The organism is Limnobacter sp., assembly GCF_036846585.1.
In the GTDB taxonomy this organism is placed as follows: domain Bacteria; phylum Pseudomonadota; class Gammaproteobacteria; order Burkholderiales; family Burkholderiaceae_B; genus Limnobacter.
The window spans coordinates 18,806-41,984 of record NZ_DAIUBR010000021.1; the positions used below are offsets into that span (position 1 = coordinate 18,806).

General features: G+C 52.9%; 22 protein-coding genes and 1 tRNA gene. 7 read left to right on the forward strand and 16 right to left on the reverse strand.

All coding sequences use genetic code 11. The features are described 5' to 3' along the window. Positions 1-10: 10 nt before the first annotated feature. On the forward strand, positions 11-1,609 hold the full coding sequence (locus V7028_RS10485) for a phospholipase D family protein (RefSeq protein WP_334120029.1): 1,599 nt from the start codon (positions 11-13) through the stop codon (positions 1,607-1,609). A gap of 7 nt (positions 1,610-1,616) precedes the next feature. On the opposite strand, the gene iscX is transcribed toward V7028_RS10485, so the two are convergent. The 10 genes from iscX to uvrB all read right to left on the reverse strand — a co-directional run bounded on the left by iscX (position 1,617) and on the right by uvrB (position 9,881). Further along, on the reverse strand, positions 1,617-1,811 hold the full coding sequence (gene iscX / locus V7028_RS10490) for a Fe-S cluster assembly protein IscX (protein ID WP_334120030.1): 195 nt from the start codon (positions 1,809-1,811) through the stop codon (positions 1,617-1,619). A gap of 16 nt (positions 1,812-1,827) precedes the next feature. Further along, complete coding sequence (fdx, locus tag V7028_RS10495) at positions 1,828-2,166, reverse strand: ISC system 2Fe-2S type ferredoxin (RefSeq protein ID WP_334120031.1); 339 nt, start codon at positions 2,164-2,166, stop codon at positions 1,828-1,830. A 21-nt stretch (positions 2,167-2,187) separates the two neighbouring features. Continuing rightward, positions 2,188-4,071 carry a Fe-S protein assembly chaperone HscA gene (gene hscA / locus V7028_RS10500; RefSeq protein WP_334120032.1) on the reverse strand — a complete coding sequence of 628 codons (1,884 nt, stop codon included), beginning with the start codon at positions 4,069-4,071 and terminating at the stop codon, positions 2,188-2,190. Beyond that, positions 4,071-4,595, reverse strand: coding sequence for a Fe-S protein assembly co-chaperone HscB (hscB, locus tag V7028_RS10505; RefSeq protein ID WP_334120033.1), 525 nt, complete (start codon positions 4,593-4,595; stop codon positions 4,071-4,073). The genes hscA and hscB overlap by 1 nt, the downstream gene beginning before the upstream one ends. Beyond that, entirely contained in the window at positions 4,595-4,918 is a 324-nt protein-coding gene (gene iscA / locus V7028_RS10510) for an iron-sulfur cluster assembly protein IscA (protein WP_334120034.1), read from the reverse strand. The genes hscB and iscA overlap by 1 nt, the downstream gene beginning before the upstream one ends. Positions 4,919-4,939: 21 nt before the next feature. Further along, on the reverse strand, positions 4,940-5,320 hold the full coding sequence (iscU, locus tag V7028_RS10515) for a Fe-S cluster assembly scaffold IscU (protein WP_334120035.1): 381 nt from the start codon (positions 5,318-5,320) through the stop codon (positions 4,940-4,942). A 27-nt stretch (positions 5,321-5,347) separates the two neighbouring features. Next, complete coding sequence (locus tag V7028_RS10520; protein ID WP_334120036.1) at positions 5,348-6,559, reverse strand: IscS subfamily cysteine desulfurase; 1,212 nt, start codon at positions 6,557-6,559, stop codon at positions 5,348-5,350. Positions 6,560-6,585: 26 nt separating this feature from the next. Beyond that, positions 6,586-7,068, reverse strand: coding sequence for a Fe-S cluster assembly transcriptional regulator IscR (iscR, locus tag V7028_RS10525; protein WP_334120037.1), 483 nt, complete (start codon positions 7,066-7,068; stop codon positions 6,586-6,588). A gap of 184 nt (positions 7,069-7,252) precedes the next feature. Beyond that, positions 7,253-7,744 (reverse strand): low molecular weight protein-tyrosine-phosphatase, encoded by a 492-nt coding sequence (locus V7028_RS10530; RefSeq protein ID WP_334120038.1) that lies wholly within the window; start codon positions 7,742-7,744, stop codon positions 7,253-7,255. Between the two features lie 73 nt (positions 7,745-7,817). Beyond that, positions 7,818-9,881 (reverse strand): excinuclease ABC subunit UvrB, encoded by a 2,064-nt coding sequence (uvrB, locus tag V7028_RS10535; protein ID WP_334120039.1) that lies wholly within the window; start codon positions 9,879-9,881, stop codon positions 7,818-7,820. A gap of 236 nt (positions 9,882-10,117) precedes the next feature. Between uvrB and V7028_RS10540 the strand changes: the two genes are divergently transcribed. From V7028_RS10540 to V7028_RS10555, 4 genes are all read left to right on the forward strand, one after another. Beyond that, the gene (locus V7028_RS10540) at positions 10,118-11,305 is read left to right on the forward strand and encodes a pyridoxal phosphate-dependent aminotransferase (RefSeq protein WP_334120040.1); all 1,188 of its coding nucleotides are present in this window, start codon (positions 10,118-10,120) and stop codon (positions 11,303-11,305) included. 111 nt (positions 11,306-11,416) lie between these two features. Then, positions 11,417-11,492, forward strand: a tRNA-Asn gene (locus tag V7028_RS10545). Positions 11,493-11,619: 127 nt separating this feature from the next. Next, a complete protein-coding gene (locus V7028_RS10550; protein ID WP_334120041.1) occupies positions 11,620-12,549 on the forward strand; it encodes a histidine kinase in 930 nt (309 codons plus the stop codon). Further along, positions 12,543-12,836, forward strand: a complete 294-nt coding sequence (locus V7028_RS10555; RefSeq protein ID WP_334120042.1) for an STAS-like domain-containing protein — start codon at positions 12,543-12,545, stop codon at positions 12,834-12,836. The genes V7028_RS10550 and V7028_RS10555 overlap by 7 nt, the downstream gene beginning before the upstream one ends. Before the next feature lie 3 nt (positions 12,837-12,839). On the opposite strand, the gene V7028_RS10560 is transcribed toward V7028_RS10555, so the two are convergent. From V7028_RS10560 to V7028_RS10575, 4 genes are all read right to left on the reverse strand, one after another. Then, entirely contained in the window at positions 12,840-13,364 is a 525-nt protein-coding gene (locus V7028_RS10560; protein ID WP_334120043.1) for a tyrosine-type recombinase/integrase, read from the reverse strand. A 288-nt stretch (positions 13,365-13,652) separates the two neighbouring features. Beyond that, positions 13,653-15,497 carry an adenylate/guanylate cyclase domain-containing protein gene (locus tag V7028_RS10565; protein ID WP_334120044.1) on the reverse strand — a complete coding sequence of 615 codons (1,845 nt, stop codon included), beginning with the start codon at positions 15,495-15,497 and terminating at the stop codon, positions 13,653-13,655. Then, entirely contained in the window at positions 15,494-18,391 is a 2,898-nt protein-coding gene (locus tag V7028_RS10570) for a TIR domain-containing protein (RefSeq protein ID WP_334120045.1), read from the reverse strand. Before V7028_RS10570 ends, V7028_RS10565 begins: the two co-directional genes overlap by 4 nt. Before the next feature lie 10 nt (positions 18,392-18,401). Then, entirely contained in the window at positions 18,402-19,427 is a 1,026-nt protein-coding gene (locus tag V7028_RS10575; protein ID WP_334120046.1) for an AraC family transcriptional regulator, read from the reverse strand. A gap of 102 nt (positions 19,428-19,529) precedes the next feature. Between V7028_RS10575 and V7028_RS10580 the strand changes: the two genes are divergently transcribed. Next, positions 19,530-20,417: a fatty acid desaturase family protein gene (locus tag V7028_RS10580; RefSeq protein WP_334120047.1), complete on the forward strand. Its 888-nt coding sequence runs from the start codon at positions 19,530-19,532 to the stop codon at positions 20,415-20,417. A gap of 1 nt (position 20,418) precedes the next feature. Here the strand turns inward: V7028_RS10580 and V7028_RS10585 are convergent, their stop codons facing one another. Beyond that, a complete protein-coding gene (locus tag V7028_RS10585; RefSeq protein ID WP_334120048.1) occupies positions 20,419-21,312 on the reverse strand; it encodes a LysR family transcriptional regulator in 894 nt (297 codons plus the stop codon). A gap of 101 nt (positions 21,313-21,413) precedes the next feature. Here V7028_RS10585 and V7028_RS10590 point away from each other — a divergent pair, with 101 nt between their 5' ends. Next, a complete protein-coding gene (locus tag V7028_RS10590; protein ID WP_334120049.1) occupies positions 21,414-22,283 on the forward strand; it encodes a sterol desaturase family protein in 870 nt (289 codons plus the stop codon). Between the two features lie 22 nt (positions 22,284-22,305). Here V7028_RS10590 and V7028_RS10595 read toward each other — a convergent pair whose 3' ends face one another. After that, complete coding sequence (locus V7028_RS10595; protein WP_334120050.1) at positions 22,306-23,136, reverse strand: SDR family oxidoreductase; 831 nt, start codon at positions 23,134-23,136, stop codon at positions 22,306-22,308. Positions 23,137-23,179: the final 43 nt, after the last annotated feature.

Here is a 23,179-nt window from a genome sequence, read left to right on the forward strand (position 1 = left end):
CGGCAACAACATGACAATTTCAGCATCTTCCCTTACTGGTGCACATCGGTTTGCTCATGTGTTCAGCCAGGCTGCCCACTTGCCGGTTCTGTTCTTGCTGTTTGGTTTGCTGCAGGGTTGCGCGCTGCCACAGTTAAGCGACCGAACAGAGTCGAGTGCGCTCAGTGAACAACAAGCCCGCAACACCCTTTTGGGCAAAGCACTTGTGCAGCGTGTGCAGCAAAACAAGGGCAAGGCCGGGCTGTACCCCCTTCATGACCCGAAGGAAGCCTTTGCCAGCCGCATGGCTTTGTTGCGCGCGGCTGAACGCACCATCGACATTCAATATTACCTGTGGCGCAGCGACACCACGGGCACCTTGATGTTGAATGAACTGCGGCGTGCCGCCGACCGTGGCGTGCGCGTGCGTTTGTTGCTTGACGACAATGGCATCACTGGGCTGGACCATCAACTGAACTGGGTTGACAGTCACCCGAACGTAGAAGTGCGCCTGTTCAATCCCTTCGTTATACGCAATCCGAAATGGCTGGGCTATGTCACCGACTTTTCGCGTGTAAACAGGCGCATGCACAACAAAACATTCACAGTGGACAATCAGGTCACCATTGCCGGTGGCCGAAATATTGGCGATGAGTACTTTGGTGCGACCGACGATGCCTTGTTCACTGACCTGGACATGTTGTGCGTGGGGCTTGTGGTGAACGCGGTGTCCCAGGATTTTGATGCTTATTGGCGCAGTGACTCCGCTTATCCCGCAAGCAAAATCCTGTTGCCCACCGATCCAGCCATACTTCAAAAACTCGAAGCGGAAGTGAGCGCGCTGGACCAAACCGAGCGTGCAGCACCTTATGTCGTTCCAGTGCGCGAATCGGTATTTCTGCGGGATTTTTTGAACGGGACTTTGCCCTTGCAGTGGACCTTCGTGCGAATGGTCAGCGACAGCCCCGCCAAAGGTTTGAATGAAGCCAGTCGGGAAGACCTTCTGGTGGCCGATCTGCGGGATTTCATTGGCCAGCCTGTGCTCAGCATGAATGTGGTGTCGCCTTACTTTGTGCCCTCAGAAAAAGGAGTCGAGTTTTTTTCCCGGCTGGCGCGAACAGGTGTGAATGTTCAGGTGTTGACCAATTCACTAGAGGCCACCGATGTGGCTGCCGTTCATTCCGGCTATGCAAAAATCAGAAAAGAACTGCTGAAGGCCGGGGTCAAACTGTTTGAGTTGAAAAGCACCCCCGATGCGGTAAAACCACGGCGTGGAAAACGCAATGCCATGCTGGGCAGTTCGGGTTCAAGCCTGCACACCAAAACCTTTTCGGTTGATGGTTCGCGCGTGTTCGTTGGTTCATTTAATTTCGATCCACGGTCTGTGAACCTGAACACGGAAATGGGCTTGCTGATTCAAAGCCCGGGTTTGGCCACACAAATTGACCTGGCTTTTCAAGCCTTGCCGACGATGGCTTATGAAGTGCGCCTGGACGAAAATGAATCGCTGGTGTGGGTAGAACGGCAGGCCGGAAAAGAAGTGTTCCATGACCTTGAACCCAAGGCCACTGCGTGGCGCAAGATGATGGTGTTTTTCTATTCCCTGTTGCCAATCAACGATTTGTTGTAGCTGCCGTTTAGTCCTGTTCTTCAATCCAGGTCATCTGAATGGCTTCCAGAATTTTTTCGTTCGATCTTTCCGGGTCATCTTCAAAACCGGGCAGGGCACACACCCACTTGTGCAAATCCGTGAAGCGAACGTACTGCGGATCCACCTCGGGGTGGGCGTCAATCAGCGCCAGTGCAATGTCCAGCGTGTCGGTCCATTTCATGGTGTGGCCTCCTGGGTCAGTGGTTTTCGCGGGCGTGGTTGATGGTGTACTTGGGCAATTCCACCACCAGGTCTTTGTCGGCAACTTTGACCTGGCAAGACAACCTGCTTTGCGGTGTCAGGCCCCACGCCATATCCAGCAAATCATCTTCGTCGTCGCTGCTTTCGTTCAAACTGTTGAAACCTTCCTTGATGATGACATGGCAGGTGGTACATGCACAGCTCATTTCGCACGCGTGTTCCAGTGCAATGCCATTGGCCAGAATGGTTTCACACAGTTGCGAGCCCGCAGGTGCTTCGAAAGACTTGCCTTCGGGGCACAGGCTTTCGTGGGGCAAAATTTTAATAATCGGCATGTGTAAATCTCTCGTGATCAATTAGTTGCTCGACCCGCCGAGCGTTGTGCTCACGGTGTCGATGGTTTTGCCGGTCAAGGCTTTGCGAATGCCCGCATCCATGCGGCGTGCTGCAAAGTCCTCGGTCAGTTGGCTCAATTCTTCAATGCCTTTTTCAATGGCGCGCAGGTCTTCGCTTTTGGCAAGTTCGTGCAGTGTCTTGATGCTGGCATTGATTGCTTTCAGTTCGTCGGCTTGCAGCAGTTCGGCATCTTTGGCAATGGCTGCTTCAACGGACTCCACCAGGCGCACGGCCTCCACCTGTTGCTCGCGCAACTGCCTTGCGTTCATGTCCGCTTCAGCAAACTCGAAGCTGTTTTTCAGCATGCCTGCAATCTGGTCGTCGCTTAAGCCGTAGGAAGGCTTCACGGTGATGTTGGCTGAAACACCCGAACCTGTTTCCATTGCATTGACTTCTAGCAGGCCATCGGCATCGACTTGAAACGTCACGCGAATGCGGGCTGCGCCAGCCACCATGGGTGGAATGCCGCGCAATTCGAAGCGTGCCAGTGAACGGTTTTCTGACACCAGTTCACGCTCGCCCTGCACCACATGAATAGCCATGGCGGTTTGCCCGTCTTTGAATGTGGTGAATTCCTGTGCTCGCGCCACGGGAATTGTGCTGTTGCGGTTGATTACCCGTTCAGTCAGCCCGCCCATGGTTTCAAGGCCAAGGCTTAGCGGAATCACATCCAGCAGTAGAAGATCATCTTCACTGCGGTTGCCCGCCAGTGTGTCGGCCTGAATGGCTGCGCCAATGGCCACCACTTCATCCGGGTTCAAATTCACCAGTGGGTCTTTGCCGAAAAATGCCTTTACCGCGTTGCGCACCACGGGCATGCGGGTGGATCCGCCCACCAGTACTACACCATCGATGTCGTCAATCGTCAGGCCCGCATCGCGCAAAGTTTTGCGGGCGGCTTGAATGGTGCGTTTTACCAAAGGTGCCACAATTTCCGCAAATTGATCCGCAGTGACCGTTTCAGCAATGGTTTCACCGCTTTTGAACTCAACGCTGAGAAATGCGGTGTGCTCGTGTGAAATCTGTTCTTTCACGCGGCGGCATGCCATCACCAAACGCGATCGTTGTTGTGGGTTCAGTTCTTGAAAGCCGTGTGTGGCAATGAAATGGTCGGCCATTGCGCGGTCGAAATCGTCGCCGCCCAGGGCGGAATCGCCGCCTGTGGCCAGCACTTCAAACACGCCAGCCTGCAAGCGCAGAATGGACACATCGAATGTGCCACCGCCCAGATCGAACACCACAAACTGGCCCTGTACTTTTTGATCAAGGCCATAGGCCACAGCCGCGGCGGTGGGTTCGTTGATTAATCGCAGAACGTTTAAGCCGGCCAGTTGCGCTGCGTCTTTGGTGGTCTGGCGCTGTGCTTCGTCGAAGTAGGCCGGCACGGTAATGACAGCGCCCACCAGTTCACCACCCAAAGTGGCTTCAGCACGTTTGCGCAAGGCGCGCAAAATATCGGCTGATACTTCAACCGGGCTTTTGGTGCCGTAATCGGTTTGAATTTCAACCATGCCGCCGGAATCTTTCACTCGGTAGGGCAGGTTTAAACCTTGTACGTCTTTGTAACCACGGCCCATCAAGCGCTTGACCGAGAACACGGTGTTGAACGGGTCGGTGTCGGCACAAGCCAAGGCGTCTTCACCCATGTTTTTCACGCCGGTTTCGCAGTAGCGAACCACGCTGGGCAAAATTACGCGGCCAGAAGAATCGGGCAAACATTCGGCACTGCCACTGCGCACGCTGGCCACCAGCGAATGTGTGGTGCCTAGGTCAATGCCCACCGCGAGCCTGTGCTCATGCGGTGCTGTGGACATGCCGGGTTCGGCAATTTGTAACAAGGCCATTAGCTGGCGTCCTCCAGTTGCTCCAGTTTTCTGGTCAACTCAATCATGAATTTGTCGATAAACAGCAAGGCCTGCGCGGTGCCGTTGGCCGCCTGCGCATTCTTGTCGCTGTCAATTTGCCGCGCAATCAATTCCAGGCAGCGCTTTTTTTCGGCAGCCACTTCGTCGAGCAGATTTTCAAGGTCGTCCACACCGTCAATTTCTTCCAGTGCTTCACGCCATTGCATTTGCTGCATCAAGAGCGCTGGGGGCAATTTGCTTTGTTGCCCGCGCGGGTTTTCGCCGTTCAGTTCACACCAGTAAATGGCGCGTTCCATCGGGTTTTGCAAACGCTTGTAAGCTTCGTTAATCCGCGTGGCCCATTGAACAGCCAGCCGCTTTTCCTGCGACCCCGAGTTTGCATAACGATCCGGGTGGGTCTGGCTTTGAAGGCGCAGGTACGAAGCGGAAAGGGCTGCGCTGTCCAGTTGAAACTGGCAGGGCAACCCGAAAATATCGAAATCACTGTCGCTTAAATTGGCCATTAAACCGTGAAGCTTTCACCGCAGCCGCAGCGCGCCTTTTCATTGGGGTTGTTGAACTTGAACCCCTCGTTCAGGCCTTCGCGTGCGAAGTCCAACTCGATGCCTTCAAGGTAAGGCATGCTTTTGGGATCCACGAACAGCTTCACACCATGGGCTTCGAATACGCTGTCTTCGTCGGCCACCGCATCCACAAATTCAAGCTTGTACGCCATGCCGGAACACCCGGTGGTGCGCACACCAATGCGCAAGCCAATTCCTTTGCCACGTTTGGTCAGGAACTTGCTGATGTGGTCGGCGGCGCGTTCTGTCAATGTAATCGCCATGGTGTCTACTTCCTTCAATTATTAAGCGTGCTTCTTTTTGTAATCTTCCACTGCGGCCTTGATGGCGTCTTCAGCCAAAATGGAGCAGTGAATTTTTACAGGCGGCAATGCCAACTCTTCAGCAATGGCGGTGTTCTTGATTTCCAGCGCCTGGTCCAGGGGTTTGCCCTTCACCCACTCTGTTACCAAAGAAGACGATGCAATGGCTGAACCGCAGCCGTAGGTTTTAAACTTTGCGTCGGTGATCAAGCCATCGGCGCCCACCTTGATTTGCAGCTTCATGACGTCGCCGCAAGCCGGTGCACCCACCATGCCTGTGCCCACCTCGTCGTCGCCCTTTTCGAACGAACCCACGTTGCGGGGGTTTTCATAATGGTCTAGAACTTTTTCGCTGTATGCCATGGTACTTCTCCTCAATCTTTAAATATTTCAGTGCTCTGCCCATTGAACGGTGCTTAGGTCCACGCCGTCCAGGTGCATTTCCCAAAGGGGCGACAATTCGCGCAACTTCGCCACTTTGGCTTTCATCAATTCAATGGTGAAATCAACATCGGCTTCGGTTGTGAAGCGGCCAATCGAGAAACGAATTGAGCTGTGCGCCAGTTCGTCGCTGCGACCCAGGGCGCGCAACACATACGACGGTTCAAGAGAGGCCGATGTACAGGCTGAACCCGAAGACACCGCGATTTCCTTTACAGCCATGATCAGCGATTCACCTTCCACGAAGTTGAAGCTGACGTTCAGGTTGTGCGCCACACGCTGCTCAAGATTGCCGTTCACATAAATTTCGTCAATGGCTTTCAAGCCGTTGAGCAAACGGTCGCGCAGTGCACGCATGCGGGGCAATTCGCCAGCCATTTCTTCCTTGGCGATGCGGAACGCTTCGCCCATGCCCACAATTTGATGCGTGGCAAGGGTACCGGAGCGCATGCCACGTTCGTGGCCGCCACCGTGCATTTGTGCGTCAATGCGAATGCGGGGCTTGCGGCGTACATACAGTGCGCCAATGCCCTTGGGGCCGTAGGTTTTGTGGGCCGAAAAGCTCATCAGGTCGACTTTCAGTTTTTGCAGGTCAATTTCAACCTTGCCGGTGGCCTGGGCTGCATCGACATGGAAGATAATTCCTTTCTCGCGGCACAGTTCGCCGATGGCGGGAATGTCTTGAACCACACCAATTTCGTTGTTCACGAACATGATCGAAATCAATACGGTGTCGGGGCGAATGGCCGCTTTCAAGGCGTCCAGGCTGATCAAGCCGTCTTCCTGAACGTCCAGGTAAGTGGCTTCAAAGCCATGGCGTTCAAGGTCGCGGAAGGTGTCCAGCACGGCCTTGTGCTCGGTTTTCAGGGTAATGATGTGCTTGCCCTTGGTTTCACCATAGAACAACGCTGCACCTTTGAGGGCCAGGTTGTTCGATTCTGTTGCACCAGAAGTCCACACGATTTCGCGCGGGTCGGCATTCACCAGGGAAGCCACCTGTTCGCGCGCGTTTTCTACCGCCTCTTCAGCGGTCCAGCCGTAGGCGTGGCTGCGCGATGCCGGGTTGCCAAAACTTTCACGCAAGAAAGGAATCATGGCATCGGCTACGCGCGGGTCCACTGGGGTTGTGGCGCTGTAATCGAGGTAAATCGGCATCTTCATATGTGTTTGCTCCAATCAACTGCTGTTTAATGTGTGTGCTGTACGGCTGCGGCATTAGAGGCTGCTGGCCTTTCACGAAACTGAATGGTTCGTTCGGCGTCTTTTTGCCTGTGTTTTTCAACCAGGCATTGAAGGCTGACCGAACCCAGGTATTCCAACATTTTGGTATTCAGGCTGCTCCACAGGTCGTGCGTCATGCACTGGCCTTCGTCGGTGCAGTTTTCCTTGCCGCCGCATTGCGTTGCGTCCAAAGGCTCGTCTACCGCCAAAATGATATCGGCTACGCTCACTTCCTTCAAGGCGCGGGCGATATGATAACCGCCGCCTGGGCCGCGAACACTTTCAACCAGTTCATGACGACGCAGTTTGGAGAACAATTGCTCCAGGTACGACAATGAAATGTTTTGGCGTTGGCTGATGCCCGCAAGCGACACCGGCCCTGTGTCTTGCTGCAAGGCAAGATCAATCATGGCTGTGACGGCAAATCTGCCTTTTGTGGTCAATCGCATGGCGTCCCTTTCTAATTCCTACTATTTTGGTCAAGTATAGCAAAGTTGACTGTTTTACTCAAGTATTCGGGGGGCGTGTTGGGCTAGGGGAAACCTTGGTTTGACAAAGAAAAACCGCCAGCCAAGGCCAGCGGTTTTTGAACTCATCGCCCGCAAGAAGCGGGTGGTGCCAACTTACCCAGCGTTAAGCAGCGGCAAACTGAAACACGCGCTTGCGCAACACTTCCAACAAGCCGGTGCAGCTGTCTTCAATGTAGTTCAGTACGGTGTCGAAACCATCGGGTCCGCCATAGTAGGGGTCGGGTACGGTGGCTTCGTCGTGTTCAGTGGCGTAGCGCATCATCAACTGAATTTTGTGCGCGTACTGGCGTGGGCACTGCTGTTGAAGCAGGCTCATGTTGTCCCAGTCCATGGCCAAAATCATGTCGCTGTCGCGGAAATCATCGGCCGTTACCTGGCGCGAAATCAGTTCGGAAAGGTCGTAGCCACGCTTGGCTGCGGCAGCCACGGCACGTGGGTCGGGCGTTTTGTCCAAATGGTAGGCGTGCGTGCCTGCTGATTCAACAGAAATTTCATGGTCAAGACCCGCTTCGCTTACCATCTGCCTGAAAACGCCTTCCGCCGTTGGTGAGCGGCAGATGTTTCCCATGCACACAAACAAGACTTTGCTTTTCATATTGGCTTCCTATTGTCCTGAACCCATTAAAATAAAACTCTAAAACCTTTTGCAATGCGCTTGGGCGCTGCACCTAAGCGCTACGTTTGGCATCCAGCGATATCACGTTCGAATCGCCCTTGCTGCCAAACAACTGTTCTTTTAACAAACCCAACTGGTCGCGGGCCTGGGCTGCTTTTTCAAACTCCAGGTTCTTCGCATGGTCCAGCATGGCTTTTTCAAGCCGCTTGATTTCTTTTGCCAGCTGCTTTTCGCCCAGCGGTGCAACTTCCATGGCCTTGTCAGCTTTGCGTTGCCTGGAAGCATTTGGATCGAACACGCCATCAATTAGTTCCTTGATTTGCTTGCTCACGCCCCGCGGGGTAATGCCGTTCTCGGTGTTGAACTCAATCTGCTTGTTTCTGCGGCGGGTGGTTTCGCCAATCGCCAATTCCATTGAGTTGGTGACCCTGTCTGCATACAAAATGGCTTTGCCGTTCAAATTTCGGGCAGCACGACCAATGGTTTGGATCAAACTGCGTTCACTGCGCAAAAAGCCTTCTTTATCAGCGTCCAGTATTGCAACTAGGGACACTTCTGGAATATCCAAGCCCTCGCGCAACAAATTAATTCCAACCAACACGTCAAATTCGCCCAAACGCAGGTCGCGGATAATCTCTACGCGTTCTACCGTTTCAATGTCGGAATGCAAATACCGCACGCGCACGCCGTTATCGCTGAGGTAGTCAGTGAGGTCTTCGGCCATGCGCTTGGTCAACGTTGTAACCAATACTCGATCGCCAGCGCGAGTTCTTTCGTGAATCTCGCTGAGCAGGTCATCGACCTGGGTGGTGGCAGGGCGCACCTCAATCACAGGGTCAATAAGGCCTGTGGGGCGCACCACTTGTTCAACCACTTGACCAGAATGCTCTTTCTCGTAATTCGAGGGCGTGGCTGAAACAAACACTGTTTGCCGCATTTTGGACTCGAATTCCTCGAAACGCAAGGGGCGATTGTCCATGGCAGATGGCAGACGAAAGCCGAAGTTAACCAGCGTTTCCTTGCGGGACCTGTCTCCACGGTACATTCCGCCCAGTTGGCCGATGGTGACGTGGCTTTCATCAATAATCATCAAGCCGTCTTTGGGCAGGTAATCGATCAACGTGGGGGGCGGTTCGCCCGGGGCTGCGCCCGACATGTGGCGGCTGTAGTTCTCGATTCCCTTGCAAAAACCGAGTTCGGCCAGCATTTCCAGGTCGAACCGGGTGCGTTGCTCCAGCCGTTGGGCTTCCACCAGTTTTCCGGTTTTTACAAAGAAATCAAGTTGTTCGCGCAGTTCCGTCTTGATGGTTTCGATGGCGCGCAGCACCGTGGCGCGCGGCGTTACATAGTGGCTGCTGGGGTAAATCGTGAAACGGGGCAACTTTTGGCGAATTTTGCCAGTGAGCGGGTCGAACAGCTGAATGCCGTCAATTTCATCGTCGAACAGGTCAATGCGCACGGCCAGCTCTGAATGTTCAGCGGGGTACACGTCGATGGTATCGCCACGAACGCGGAACGTGCCGCGTGTGAAGTCGAGGTCGTTGCGCTTGTACTGCATGGCGATCAGGCGCTTCAGGATGTCGCGCTGGCTGAGCTTGTCGCCAAGGCGAATGCTCAAAATCATGGCGTGGTAATCGGATGGATCACCAATGCCGTAAATGCAGCTGACGGTGCCTACAATAATGGTGTCGCGCCGCTCCAGCAGGCTTTTCGTGGCCGAAAGCCGCATTTGCTCAATGTGTTCATTGATCGAGCTGTCTTTCTCGATGAACAGGTCGCGGCTGGGTACGTAGGCTTCGGGCTGGTAATAGTCGTAATAGCTCACGAAGTATTCCACCGCATTTTTGGGGAAAAATTCGCGCATTTCGGCGTACAACTGCGCCGCCAGGGTTTTGTTCGGCGCCAGAACAAGCGCTGGGCGGCCAGTCTGGGCGATTACATTGGCCATGGTGAAGGTTTTGCCTGAACCTGTGACGCCCAGCAAGGTTTGGAATACTTCACCGTCGTTCACGCCCTCAATCAGTTTTTTGATCGCAGTCGGTTGGTCGCCGGCCGGGGCATAGGGCTGGTACAACTCGAACGGACTGTCGGGGTAACTGATAAATCCAGGGGTCATGTTAAACTGCGAATCTTGATGCGAGGCAACCACAAAGCACAGCGGTTTTGGCCAATGATCACCCGAACGGGTTGAACCTTCTGGCCAATCCCGTAGAATTGTGGGGTTGCATCATTGGGCTGGTTGCTGCAGAAAAGTTGCGGCATTTTGTGTTAAGCCAATCTTGCATTATCCTTGGAAACTAGTTTTTTTTCCAGACTTGACTTTTTCTTTTTTCACTCCCTGACAACGGAATCATGCTTTCAAATCGCGCACTTACGATCAAACCTTCCCCTACACTTGCCGTGACAGCCAAGGCGGCCCAACTGAAAGCCGAGGGTAAAGACATTATCGGCTTGGGCGCTGGTGAACCCGACTTCGATACCCCCGACCACATCAAAGAAGCTGCCAAGAAAGCGATTGATGCCGGTTTTACCAAGTACACCAACGTGGGCGGCACGCCCGGCTTGAAAAACGCCGTGATCGCCAAGCTAAAGCGCGACAACGGTTTGGAGTACAAGGCCAATGAAGTGGTGGTTGGCGTGGGCGGCAAGCAATGTATTTTCAACATGGTGCTGGCCACCATTAACGATGGCGACGAGGTGGTAATTCCTGCGCCTTACTGGGTCAGCTACGCGGACATCGTTGAAATTGCCGGCGGCGTGCCCAAGCTGGTGTTTGCCGGTATTGAACAGGGCTTCAAAATTACAGCTGCCCAGCTGGAAGCGGCCATCACCCCAAAAACCAAAATGTTCATGATCAACAGCCCCAGCAACCCCACGGGTGCTGTGTACACCAAGGTTGAACTGGCCGCCTTGGGCGAAGTGCTGTTGAAATACCCCAATATTATTGTGGCCACCGATGACATGTACGAACACATCAACCTGGCCGGTGTGCCGTTTGTGAACATTCTGAACGCCTGCCCAGCCCTGAAAGACCGTACCGTGGTGTTGAATGGTGTTTCCAAGGCTTACAGCATGACTGGCTGGCGCATTGGTTTTGCCGCAGGCCCTGCCAAGTTGATCGATGTGATGACCAACCTGCAAAGCCAGTCCACTTCCAACCCCACGTCTATTTCGCAAGTGGCTGCGGAAACTGCCTTGAATGGCAATCAGGATTGCTTGAAGCCCATGGTTGCTGCGTTCCGTGAGCGCAATGAGTTCGTGACCAAAGCTTTGAATGCGGTGTCTACAATTCAATGTTTGAAGGCGGAAGGCGCTTTCTACGCGTTTGTGGATGCACGCAAGGCGATTGAGAAGCTGGCAGCTGAAGGCAAGATCAAGGCTGCGAACGATCTGGAACTGACCGCCTACTTGCTGGAAGCTGGTGTGGCGGTGGTGCCCGGTTCTGCTTTTGGTGCTGAAGGTTACTTCCGCATCTCATTTGCAACCAGCATGGGCAACCTTGAAAAGGCCTGTGAACGCATCGCGAAAGCGCTGGGTTAAGGAAGAAATTGCCTAAGGTTTAAGCAGGCAGCGGGGTTTTTGTAATTCATTTGTTCAATTTAGATATTTAGGGTTGCGCAAAAAAATTTCGCTGCTATAATCTCGGCTCTTTCCCCGATAGCTCAGTCGGTAGAGCGACGGACTGTTAATCCGCAGGTCCCTGGTTCGAGTCCAGGTCGGGGAGCCAAATACAGCAAGGCCCACAGCAATGTGGGCCTTTTGCTTTTAGTTCCGCAAAAGGTGAATAGTTCCGCAAAAGGTCGCTCAATCTTGGGTGTACGATGGCAGTTTCAAACTGTTAACGCAGGATCTGAATGCCGCTTTCATTTCTAAGTTCCAAGCCAATAGTCATTCCACTACCCGCTAGTTTTGATAAGGAGCGGATGTATGCGTTTATAAAAAAAGTCTTGGATGAAGGTAAGAATGTCAGAAGCCCAAAAATTAGTTTTGACTTTGCAACTCTTCGGTTTATCGAGCCTATTGGAGTTGTGGCCTTATCAAACGTGATTGAGTTTCTGCGGGTTGATAAGAATTGCGAAGTAAAGTTTGTCAATATTGATCTGAGTCTGAATGCAATCAAATATTTAGATGACTCGGGATTCTTTAAGCCCTATGCCAGAGGATCTCGTCTGAATCAGTTTTCTGCAGGATGTAGGAAAACGACTTGTCCCCTTCAAATTATTCCACAGCAAGATTTTACGAAATATCTTTACAGAGATTTGATTCCGTGGATAGAAGGAATATTTGACTTGCAAGAGGACTCGCTGGCTGGATTGAGAGCCGCTATAGAAGAAATTTTTCACAATATTAATGACCATTCCGGAACGGGTGTGGGTTGTACCTTTTCGCAGTACTACCCCAAAAAGGGCGAGGTTCACATTGCAATTGCGGATTTCGGTCAGGGGATACCTACGGCTGTACGAAAGTTAGTGCCGACGCTAAATGATAGGGAGGCCATGGCCAAGGCTGCTGAGGAAGGTTTTACTACCAAGAGTAATGTACGAAATCGAGGCGCCGGCATACCAACTTTGATTCGCTATATAAAAGGAAAGCCTGGGTCCTCTTTGGTCATTGCATCTTCAACAACTGAGATGGCGACATCATCTTCATCGATAGGTGATCGGCCCACTTTCAGAAATATTAAAGATGGCTTCTTCCCTGGCACGATTGTTCGTGTGATAATTGCAGAGAGTAGTTTGAGAGCATTCTTTGCTGAGATTCAAGAGGAGGATTTCGAGTGGTAATTGAAATTCTTGATCATGTTAAACAAGCATCTACCTATCAAGACGGATCTGTAATCTTTTCTTTGGTAAAAGAAGCGATGAGCAGCGGAGAGACCGTTCATCTTTCTTTCAACGGTATCGTCGGGATACCGACTGCTTTCGTAAATGCCGCTTTGCTTCCCCTTGTCGATATGTACGGAATGGCGAAAGTAAAGCAGCAGTTGAAAATCGTTAACTCTACAAAGCTAGTGAACGACACTATTCGCCATCGATTTAATTTTGTTGCAAACGTATCAAAGACGGCCTAACCATTATTTTGTAGGCTTGACCCTCTCACCTCTCCGGTTCCTCACATACTGCTCGGTCATAGTCACACTGGCGTGACCGAGTTGCTTTCTCGCCGCCAAAATTCCCCCAGCTTCTGCCGTGTCCGTGCCAGCCTTCGCCCGCAAATCCCTGAACTGAAACTCAGCCTTGTCTACTCCTGCCAGCTCCCTGGCTTTGTCGAATCGGGACCGCAGCGCATTGGCTGAAAGCGGTTCGCCACGCTCATTCACAATTAAAGTCATTGACAGCACGTTCGGCATTTTGATTTGCGCGCGCCTGGTCATGATCCGCTTGATCGCCACTTCCAGTTCACCGGTCACCTCAATTCGAATTTTCTTCGAGGTCTTGTTCTGCTTCACCAGAAGCGTTCCATCACGCACATCCTGAATGGTGTACTTCAAAACATCAGCGGGTCGCTGGCTGGTCAGGTATGCCAAGTCCATGGCCTCACGTAGTGGGGCACATGCTGCCTGGTACACGCGACTGAATGTTTCGTCTTCCACATACACATCACGCCCGGTTTCCCGATAGCCCTCAATACCTGCACATGGGTTGGGTGCGTCGGTCAGGCTGACCTGCCCAGTTCTTGGGCCAGGTTCAGCAATCCGATCTTGTGTTTGATTGCACTTTGATTCACAGTGTTCATGGGGTTACTCCTTTGGCGATTACTCGCCGTTTTTGATGAAGATTCGCACCTACATCAAAACGGAGAACTCCACCTTTTGGCAAGGTTTGTGTCAGATCAAGTCGGAACTACTGCAATTCAGATCACTGGTCTACCCCGCCTACTCAATTATTCACCTCTCAAAATCCAGCACCACCGTCGTCGCATCGCTGTCCTCGGTACGTCGTAACAAAAACATGCGCATCAAGCCATAATTTTTGGCGGTTTCGGTTTGCCCCACGTAGTCGCAGGCAAATTCATTTTTGCTACTAATTGCGAGTACTGCCGCAAATGTTTCCGTCACATACACGCAGCCCTCGGGTGTAATGGGTTCAATTCGCGCTGCACGGCTAACGTGTGCGCCAATTGCAGTTTCGCGCTGGGTAATGGGGTCGAGTGTCAGGTACACAGGGCCCAGGTGCAGGCCAATTCTCAGCGACAGTTCTTCAGGCAGCCCAAGTGCCGTTCGATCAATCAATGCCATGCTTTCTTGCATGGCCAGTGCACATTCGGCAGCGGCGGCCACGTTGTTGAACACGGCAAATATGCCGTCGCCCCAGGTGTTGATACTGTGAAGTTGGTTTTTGTGTTGCGCCGTCACCTTGGCCAGTCGCCCCATGATTTGTTCTACAAATACGGGCAGTGTGGCATCGCCAAGTTTGCTGAAACCTTTCACGTCTGCAAACAGCATGGCTTTGCTTTCTCGGCCTTGATTGTTTGCTGGGCGTTTTGCTCGAGGTACTTCAGCCAGGTTTGCTGGCAAGCCTTCGCTGAACGTGGCGCCTTGGCTGTTCATCAAGTGCTGTGGCAGTCCAGTCAAATTCCATTGTCGCAAGTCGGCTTCGGTGCCTGCCAGGGTTTCGTGTGTGCGGCCGTCCCAAACGCCAATTTGAGCCACTGCTGAGTTCATGTGTCGGGCATTCAGTATGGCCAGGCCCATGGCGATTTGGCTGCAGTAGGTAAACAGTTGCTCGTCTTGCAGGTAGGCGTCGTCGGTGGCCATTCGTACGCTGCGCGCGGCATTCAGGCAGTACTCGAAGCGTGTGGCCCAGTGTGGGCCGCAGCGCAGCACCGACACTTTCAAAAAGTCGTCGCGATCAAAGGGCAGCACCACGTGAAGGTCGGCGCCGCGCTTGAGCAAATTTTCTGCAAACAGAATGTCGGCGCCCGCCGCCAGTGAACCGTAGCCAACGCCCACATTGTATAACTCAAGCAATTCTTGAATTTGCTCACCAACCCGCGCTTCTTCGTGTTCTGGAAAACGCCCGGTGGGGCTGATCAGGTGCCCGGTGTAGTGGATGATGCTGGGCGGTGTTGAAAAGCCAAGGCTGTTGAAATCATGGCCCAGGCATGTGCACAGGCGTTGTAGCTGCCGCAGGGTCGAGGCCAGCGCTGTCCAATCCGATTCAATCAACGAAAGGGTTTCGGGTACCAGTGCACGCGCGGCACCGAGTTGCCCTTGAATCAACAGTGCTTCAATGCGCGTGGCGTTGATCCAGTATTGCTCGCCTTGGTCCACCAGATTGTTTTTCAGGCTTTTGAGTTGACCCAATACCACGCCAGCCCATTGTTCCGCTTTGTCAGGCGTGCCCGAAAACGCGGCGCAGGCTGCGGCGTTGATGGCTGGGTAGTAGGCTTGGGGCGAGTCGCGGTGCATTTGCCACGCTTGTTCGTATAGCTGAAATGCGTTCAAAAAGCGGGTGCGGGCGGCCTCGCCTTTCTGGGCAAAGCCCATGTCTTTGTGTAGGCGTGCCAACAGGCATTGCACGTCCAGTTCGTGGCTGTGGTGCAGGCTCATGTCCTTGAAGCGAGCAAGCGCCAGCCGGTATGCACCCGCATTGGCCAGTGCCAGCAAGGCCCTGTGTTTCAGTGCGGTGTTGTCCGGGTTGTTGCCAAGGGCATGTATGGCTGCATCGTAGGCCCTGAAAAATTCACCTTTGCTGATGAGGTTTTTTACTTCTTGCAAGGCGGTGTTCATGGTTGTTCACCCAGGGCCCACCAAATGGTCTGCCCGTTGGCGCAGCGGGCCAGCATGTGGGTGCCGGTGTTGTTCAGTTCCAGGTCAATGGCCTGGCATTGCGGTGCGTCGAGCGTTTTGATTCTGCGCAGCGTACTGCTTTCCCAAATATTAATCGAGCCAATTTCATCGCTGCTGATTAACAAGTCGGTGGCCGGGTGGGCGCGAAGTGCCAGAATTCGACCGCTGTGATTGGACAATGCACCCAGCGTGTTGCCAGTTTGCAGGTCTCGAATTCTGTACTTTGCACCGAAGCGGCGATCGGCCATCCAAGGGGCGCCGCCCAGTTCGGTTTGTATGCCAAAGCCGAAACCGGCTTCATAACCCTCGTTTTCTTGAAGTTCGGGCCTTGCGGCAAAACGTTCTACGGGTGTGCATTGGTTCACATCAAAGGCCTGAATTCGCCGGTTTTCCCAGCCTGTGCCGTTGGTGAATAGCATGTTTACACTGACCAGTGTTTGTTCATCGAGAAAGTAGGCCATGCCATCGTAAAACTGTTCGGTGTGTTCCAGTTTGCATCGGGTTTTGCCGGTGTTGGCATCCAGCAGCAACAAGCCTTGTGTGCCCACCAGCAACAGGTTGTTTCCGTTCTTCGACACACTCACAGGGCGAAAGCGATTCAAGTCGGTAAGCCAGTCCATGTCAATGGTTTGTTTGAAGTTCAGCTTGGCTTGTTGACCTTGGAGTGTCCAGGCGAGCAATTCGCCTTGTGTGTTGATGGCCCATGCACGCTCGCCCGTGGCTGACAACGTACCCGCCACAAGTGCGGTATTGGCGTTTTCTGTTTCAAGGCCTGGAAGCTGAAGCATGGTGGGTGAACCCACCCAAGGTTGTTGTACCAGTTGCCCGTGAGTTTGCAAGGCAAAAAAACCGGATTGATCAGCTTGAAGTGTGGTGGCAATTGCGCTGGTGCGGCCTTGCTGCAAGCGTGCTGGAATTGAGAAGCGGTGCAGGGTGACTGTGCCGTTGCCACCGTGGTTGAGCGACAAGCCTAGAAGGTGGTGCCCACTGCCGCCCAAGACAAGAATGTTGTCGGAAAGCCCGCCCTCTGTGCCCAGTTCAGAGTCCATGCTGGCAATGAGTTGGGCATTGATTGGGGAAAGTGACCGATTGAATTCACCGGGTGCAAACAGGCGGCTGTCGTCTTGATCAAAAACTGGGTGTAGCTCGCCAATGGATATTGCGCCATTGCGCAACGCATGCAGGTTTTCTTGCAGGTCGTCCCTTAGGGCGGCGGGGTCTTGTCGAAGAGATTTGCCTTCACTTACAACCACATCATCGAGAGAGAAGTACAACACTCGCGCTTCGTTGCTGGGGTCGACCACGGCCAGGCTGTGCCCCCGGTTGGACAAAGCCACACCCGATTCATCGGCCACCCACACTTTGCCCAAGGGCTTGCCCGCCTGAAAGCCGTGAACTTCCCGTTTTACGCGAATGGCCAGAACCTGGTCCTGGTTTCGAAGCACTTGCAGAACTTGCCCTTTGAAGCGCCCAAGCAAAAGGTCGCTGCCTTGTTGGTGAATCCACACTTCAAATTGACCACCGGCTTTGGGTGGTTTGCGATACAGCAGGTCGCCATTCGGGAAGGCGCGTAGAAGCTGAACACCATCCATTTGAAGGCTGGCTTGCGGCAACGCGGTTTGGCCCGGTACCCACGGGTAAACAGCGACACCGCTTGCTTGTTGAATCACAATTTGCCTTGCATTTTCCAGCAGTGTGATGTGTTCAATGTTGGCGTGGTTCGAGATGTGTTGGGTTTCTTCCCCTGGGTTGGAAGAGGGGCGAATAGTGAATTGCGTGGGTGTCCAGATTGCATGGTAATTGCCCGAATCGGAAAGACTGACTTTGTGGGTTTCGCCTTCGGAAAAATTGGCTGTATGACGTGGTTCATTCCAGTTTTCAAGATTGAACAACTGGCCGCCCGACGAGAAGCTGTGCAGCATCACCCAATTGCCTTTCACTTCCAGCGATTCAACTTCGTAGGCCTTCAATTCCAGATTGGTGGACAGTGACTCAGCCTGAAACAGGCGTACTTGCAGGCTGGCCATGGGGTCTTTTTCAAGCCGGGCTGCATTGGCTTTGGCGGTGTCAAGCATGCTGGACAAGTCGCCGGCCATGGCCAGTTGGTTCAGGCGATTGCGAAGTGCCGATTTGGCCTCTCCTTCGGCTTGAACGTGCTGAATGTAGCCAAATGAAGCTGCTGCAATCACTGCGAGTAAACTGCCGCCGAGGAAGCCAGCCAGTGTCATTCGTCGGCGGGATTGGGTTTGATCCGACACGGCAATCATCTCGATCAAATCGCTACCCAAAGGTTTGTCTTTCAGGCTGGATTCTTCGAGCATGGCTTGGGCCGAGGCCAGGTCTTTTCCGCGAAGCAACAGGCTGGGGTCTTTTCTGTTGTTGACCCATTGTTGTGCCCGGGTTGTCAGGTCGGTGTGTCGCTTAAGCCAGTCCGGGTCCAGGTTGATGCTGCGTTCTATCCAGGCCGCCACGGTGTTGGCATTGTCGGTGTCGCGATTCAGTTTGAACCATTGATAGGCATTCAAGGCGGCGGGTATCTGGTGTTCTTCAATCCGGCTGTCAATGACGGGCAACAGGCGTTTGCGCAAACGTTCGGCACGTTCTACTTCAAACCGGCAAGCCAGCGAGTCCAGAAAATGAGGTGTGACCAACACAACAACAAGTTGCGCCCGAAGAATTGCATCTTCAATTTCGTCTTGCCAAAGGCTTGCGTAGTCGAGCGCGTTGGTGTCGACCCAGGCATGAATGCCTTTGCTGGCCAGGCTTGCGCTGATGGCTTGTACCCATTGGGAATCTTCGCGTGCATACGATATGAAAATTGGGGTGGTGTTCATATTGACCGGGTCATGTAATCACGAGTGAGTTCATTTGTTTTCGCCGATAATCGCCGGGTGAACAGGCATACCAACGGCGAAATGCGCGTGTGAAACTGGCTGTGTCGCCGTAACCCAAGTGCAACGCCATTTCATCTTGCGTCATTGAATGTGACGACAACAAATGCGCTGCGAGTTGTTTGCGTTCTGTTTCAAGTATTTCGCGAAATGAATGGCCCTCATCGTTCAGTCTTCGTCGCAAACTTCGAGGTGAAAGTGCCAGTGCCAGCGCCATATCCTCAAGGGAGCAAACCATACCCAGAGAACCCAGCAAAAGTTGACGGACCTGACCCACAACACCGTCCTCTTGTCGCATGCGCAATTGTCTGGCGCACTGATCCTCAAACATGCGAAGCATGTGGGCATCGTAGGTTGGCAATGTCAATTCTGCCATTCGCCTGTCCAGCACAATGGCATTGACTGAACATCCGTTGCCCGGTTGTATGCCGGTTAAGTCTGCAATTCTGCTTCGGTGGCTTTCTGGCAGGTTTTTAAATTCCAGTCGTTTCACGGGAATGCCATGCAATCCCATCTCGCCAAGCAAGTTCAAAGCAGTACCCAAATCCCGCTCCAGCAGAAATTGTTGCAAATGCGGCTCTATGGCGCTTGGGTCTGCTGTGATGGTCAGTGTGTCACTGGTTTGGAAAGTTGAGAAGCGACAATACGCAGTGCTCAATGGCAAATAACGCAAAGCTTGTTTGATTGCATCTGCCAATGTTGGGCAAGTGCGAATGGCAAATCCCCAAATTCCAAATGTTGCCAGGTTGTACTGCAATCCCAACTCAAATCCCAGCGCGGGCTTGTCAGGCAAGTTTGTGAGCAGGTTCTCTAGCAGTTGTATTTCCTGGCTTCGACTCAGCCAGGTGTTTGGCCTGGATAGATCTTCCAGCGCAATACCGCTGTCCAGCAAACATGTTTGGGCATCAATCCCAAAGCGGTTTGCGAAATTCACCATCACCTGCGCGATGGTGGCTGGGTGCATCAAATGATGTTTCATGGCCAGAAATGTTGTTCCAAAGACCTGAAATGCCCTGTTTTAATGTTTGGCACGACATTAGATTGAAAGTATCACAACAATGAGATAACCGGAGACAAATGCATGCAGGCAGATTTGGAGCAGTTGAACAGGCAAGCCATCATGGCTTCGAAAAAGTACACGGGTGCACCTGCCTGGGGCACGGTTGCACTGGTGGTGTTCGTGCTGTGTTCGATGAGCCTGTTGCTTGATTTGTTCGCCAGCGGTGATCTTTCTCTTTGGGTGGCTTTGCCTGTCTACGCTGTTCTTACTTACATGTCTTATACACCGTTGCACGAGGCGGTTCACAACAACATTCACGGGGACAGGGAACGACTGAAATGGCTGAACGATGTGTGTGGCTATCTGGCTGCGTTGCTGATTTTTGTGCCGTATTCAACCCACAAGGTTGAGCATTTCACGCATCATCGCTATACAAACCAACCCGACAAAGATCCCGATTACGTGGTCAGTAATATGGGGCACGGATTTTTCTCATTCATTGTTAGCGGTTTTCATTTTCTCTGGGTTCAAATTACCTTTCTTTTTCGTAACCATTGGAAAACAACCAGCCTTAAAAACAAAAGCCTTTACTTTGCTGAGGTTGTTTGCATGGTTGCCTGGCGCGTGTTGTACGGCGTGTGGGTGGGTACTTCAGAGGTTGTGGTGCTGCTTGTGTTGGGGTATCTGTTGGGGGCCTTTTTTACGGCGTACTGGTTTGCATACCGCCCGCATCATCCTTATGAACGATCGGCCCGGTACCAGAACACCAACAGTTTGATCATGCCCCGGTGGATGAAGCCTTTGGAGTGGTTGTGGTTGGGTCAGAATTTGCATTCCATTCATCACCTGTTTCCACGAGTGCCTTTCTATCGCTATCACGCGCTTCACCGTGACATTGAACCTGTTCTGCGAGCCCAGGGAACGCCCATCGTCGGTATTTTCAGTCGCAGGCCAATTACCGGTGCCTGACTCAAACTTTGGCTTTAAATCTCGCGATTGCATACTGACCTGCAGGCGAAGGTGACCGCCCCTTCAGGTTCACTATCGCGATGTTGCTGAACAGTGACGGAAAGTCGACGATATTGAGCTTGACCAGCGTGCCGTTCTCCAGCAGGGGTTTGGCCGCCAGTTCGGTGGAGGCCACCACGGTGTCGGTTTTTAACGCAAGTTGGTGCAACAGGTTCACGTCGTCACATTCCAGCGCAAGTTGCGGCAGGTTTCGGCTGTTTTGTCCCAGCAGTTGGCCCAGGCCCGCCTTGAGCATGTCGGGCAGTTTCACAGAAGCAATACCATAGGCCCAGGCCGCCTCAAAACGATGGGGTTGACCAGCCAATGGGTGGTTGCTGCGCGCATACAAATGCCCGTACTGCCGCATCAGGGGTTGAATGTTCAAATAGGGTGCAGCATTCACTTCGCCGATGTCGGCCACGAAAAAATCGATTTCCTCTTTCAACAACAATGCCAGCAGGTTTGCAGGGTTGTCGATCTCGACACGAACAGAAACCTTGGGAAACTCAAGGCGAATTTTTTCAATGACAAGGCCTGCCAGAGTTGCTGCTGGAAATGGCCCCACACCAAATACAAGTTCACCCACTTCGCCTTGCTGATACAGGCCAATGTCACGTTTCAGCGACTTGGCTTCAAGCACGAGAGTTCGCGCGCGTTGAATCAGAAACTGGCCAGCGGGTGTGGGGCGTATTTCACCGCCTTTGCGTTCAAACAGCAGCAAACCGGTCTGTTTTTCGAGTGATTGAATGCTGCGGCTGAAAGCGGGTTGGCTTAGATGAACTTTCTGTGCGGCTTTGGCGAAGTGACGTGCTTCATCAAGTGCCAAAAGGTGTTCAAACTGATTCAGATTGGTCATGTTGATGCATTGGTTGCATTAAGGATGAGAATATTATGCATTGGACGAATTGCCTGGGCAAGGTTACAGTCAATTCATCACCAAAAACTGTTGGGTCAATCATGGAAATCTCGGGATTTCAGAATGTGCTTATCTTGATCGCCATCGCGGGTTTTGCATTGATGGAGTTTGCCTCTCGCCGTTACCAAACCACCGTGCACGCCACTGCGAATGACACCAAGCTTGATTTCCTGGTGTTTGTCAGTGTGGTGTCAATTTCCCAGCCAACGGCAATTCTGTTGACCCAGCATATTGGTGAAACATGGTTTGCCCAGTGGCAAGGTGCGTTGGCGGATTGGCCCTGGTGGGCCATGTTTGGCGTGTTGGTGCTGGGTGATGATTTAACCCAGTATTTGTGGCACCGGGCTTCGCATTCGCCCTTGTTGTGGCCTTTGCACCGTGCCCACCATTCCGCGCAATACATGAGCGTGCGCATGACATTCCGAAACAACTTTTTTTACTACCTGATGATGCCCGGCCTGTGGATTGCAGGCGCCTTGCTGTTTTTGGGGTTTGGTGGCTGGGTGTATGTGCTGTACCTGAGCATCAAAATGACGATTATTCTGGGTGCGCATTGTGCCTGGCGTTGGGATGAACCGCTGTATAAAATTCGCGCACTAGGCCCCTTGATGTGGGTGGTAGAGCGCACCATTTCAACACCCGCAACGCATTGGGCACACCATGCACTGACCAACAAAGACGGCATTGGCCACTACACCGGCAATTTTGGCAACATGTTTTTCTTGTGGGACGTTATTTTTGGCACGGCCCACATTACCCGCAAGTACCCCGAGCATATTGGCTTGATGGACGACCGCATTCACGGGCAGGAACACTGGGCGCACCAAATGTTTTATCCACTTGCACATTCCAGACGGGCTGATTCCGCCTTGAAGTTCGGCGGCACCATTTATGACGAAAACAAGCCTTGATCGACACAGCGCAGGCGCTGCTTCAGAACTTGCCGATGTAGAAGTCTCGTTGAATGTCTGCAATCCGTTCCGGGTTGTTGGCGTAATGCGCGAAATCAGTCACCCCGGTTTCGCGAAGCACCTCTTCGTCCAGCCATGACACTTTGGATGCAAACCGCGTTGGGTTGTTGATCAGCTCAAATGCGGCGTCGGCCATGATGGCCGGCTTTCTGGACACATTCAAACCTTCCTCGCCACTGAACATGCCCACGGCGGCGGTGGCAATCAAAGTGGCGGGCCACAGGGTTTTAACCACAACTCCCCTGGCTTTTACTTCCTGTTGAAAACCCATGCTGAGCAGGGTCATGGCGTATTTTGTTGTGGTGTAGGGTATGAATGCACCCAGCCAGCCTTCGTCCATGTTCAGTGGTGGGCACAGGTTCAACACGCTGCCTTTGCTGGCTTGCAGGTGGGGCAGGCATTCGCGCATGGTGACCAGCGGCGCACGCGTGTTCAGGGCATGCATCAGGTCGAATTTCTTGGTGTCGGTTGCAGCCAGGGGGGTAACGCCGAGAAACCCGGCGTTGTTGATCAGCAGGTCAATGCCGCCGAATTTTTCAACCGTGGCCTCGATCGCTTTTTTTAGCTGGGCTTCGTCGCGCGCATCTGTTGCAATGGGCAGGGCGTTGCCGCCTGCCTGAACAACTTCTTGCGCAACGGAATGAATGGTGCCCGGCAGTTTGGGGTTGGGAATGTCAGACTTTGCTGCAATTGTGATGTTGGCACCTTCACGAGCCAGTTTCAGAATGATTTCGCGCCCAATGCCGCGGCTGCCACCCGTGATGAACACAGTTTTGTTTGTCCATGCTGCCATGTTGACTTCTCCCCGTTAACAATCAAACGTTCAGTTGAATAGT

Coding starts and splice junctions, on each gene's coding strand:
- V7028_RS10485 (WP_334120029.1), top strand. CDS start 11: ATGACAATTTCAGCATCTTCCCTTACTGGTGCACATCGGTTTGCTCAT.
- iscX (WP_334120030.1), bottom strand. CDS start 1,811: ATGAAATGGACCGACACGCTGGACATTGCACTGGCGCTGATTGACGCC.
- fdx (WP_334120031.1), bottom strand. CDS start 2,166: ATGCCGATTATTAAAATTTTGCCCCACGAAAGCCTGTGCCCCGAAGGC.
- hscA (WP_334120032.1), bottom strand. CDS start 4,071: ATGGCCTTGTTACAAATTGCCGAACCCGGCATGTCCACAGCACCGCAT.
- hscB (WP_334120033.1), bottom strand. CDS start 4,595: ATGGCCAATTTAAGCGACAGTGATTTCGATATTTTCGGGTTGCCCTGC.
- iscA (WP_334120034.1), bottom strand. CDS start 4,918: ATGGCGATTACATTGACAGAACGCGCCGCCGACCACATCAGCAAGTTC.
- iscU (WP_334120035.1), bottom strand. CDS start 5,320: ATGGCATACAGCGAAAAAGTTCTAGACCATTATGAAAACCCCCGCAAC.
- V7028_RS10520 (WP_334120036.1), bottom strand. CDS start 6,559: ATGAAGATGCCGATTTACCTCGATTACAGCGCCACAACCCCAGTGGAC.
- iscR (WP_334120037.1), bottom strand. CDS start 7,068: ATGCGATTGACCACAAAAGGCAGATTTGCCGTCACAGCCATGATTGAT.
- V7028_RS10530 (WP_334120038.1), bottom strand. CDS start 7,744: ATGAAAAGCAAAGTCTTGTTTGTGTGCATGGGAAACATCTGCCGCTCA.
- uvrB (WP_334120039.1), bottom strand. CDS start 9,881: ATGACCCCTGGATTTATCAGTTACCCCGACAGTCCGTTCGAGTTGTAC.
- V7028_RS10540 (WP_334120040.1), top strand. CDS start 10,118: ATGCTTTCAAATCGCGCACTTACGATCAAACCTTCCCCTACACTTGCC.
- V7028_RS10550 (WP_334120041.1), top strand. CDS start 11,620: ATGCCGCTTTCATTTCTAAGTTCCAAGCCAATAGTCATTCCACTACCC.
- V7028_RS10565 (WP_334120044.1), bottom strand. CDS start 15,497: ATGAACACCGCCTTGCAAGAAGTAAAAAACCTCATCAGCAAAGGTGAA.
- V7028_RS10570 (WP_334120045.1), bottom strand. CDS start 18,391: ATGAACACCACCCCAATTTTCATATCGTATGCACGCGAAGATTCCCAA.
- V7028_RS10575 (WP_334120046.1), bottom strand. CDS start 19,427: ATGAAACATCATTTGATGCACCCAGCCACCATCGCGCAGGTGATGGTG.
- V7028_RS10580 (WP_334120047.1), top strand. CDS start 19,530: ATGCAGGCAGATTTGGAGCAGTTGAACAGGCAAGCCATCATGGCTTCG.
- V7028_RS10585 (WP_334120048.1), bottom strand. CDS start 21,312: ATGACCAATCTGAATCAGTTTGAACACCTTTTGGCACTTGATGAAGCA.
- V7028_RS10590 (WP_334120049.1), top strand. CDS start 21,414: ATGGAAATCTCGGGATTTCAGAATGTGCTTATCTTGATCGCCATCGCG.
- V7028_RS10595 (WP_334120050.1), bottom strand. CDS start 23,136: ATGGCAGCATGGACAAACAAAACTGTGTTCATCACGGGTGGCAGCCGC.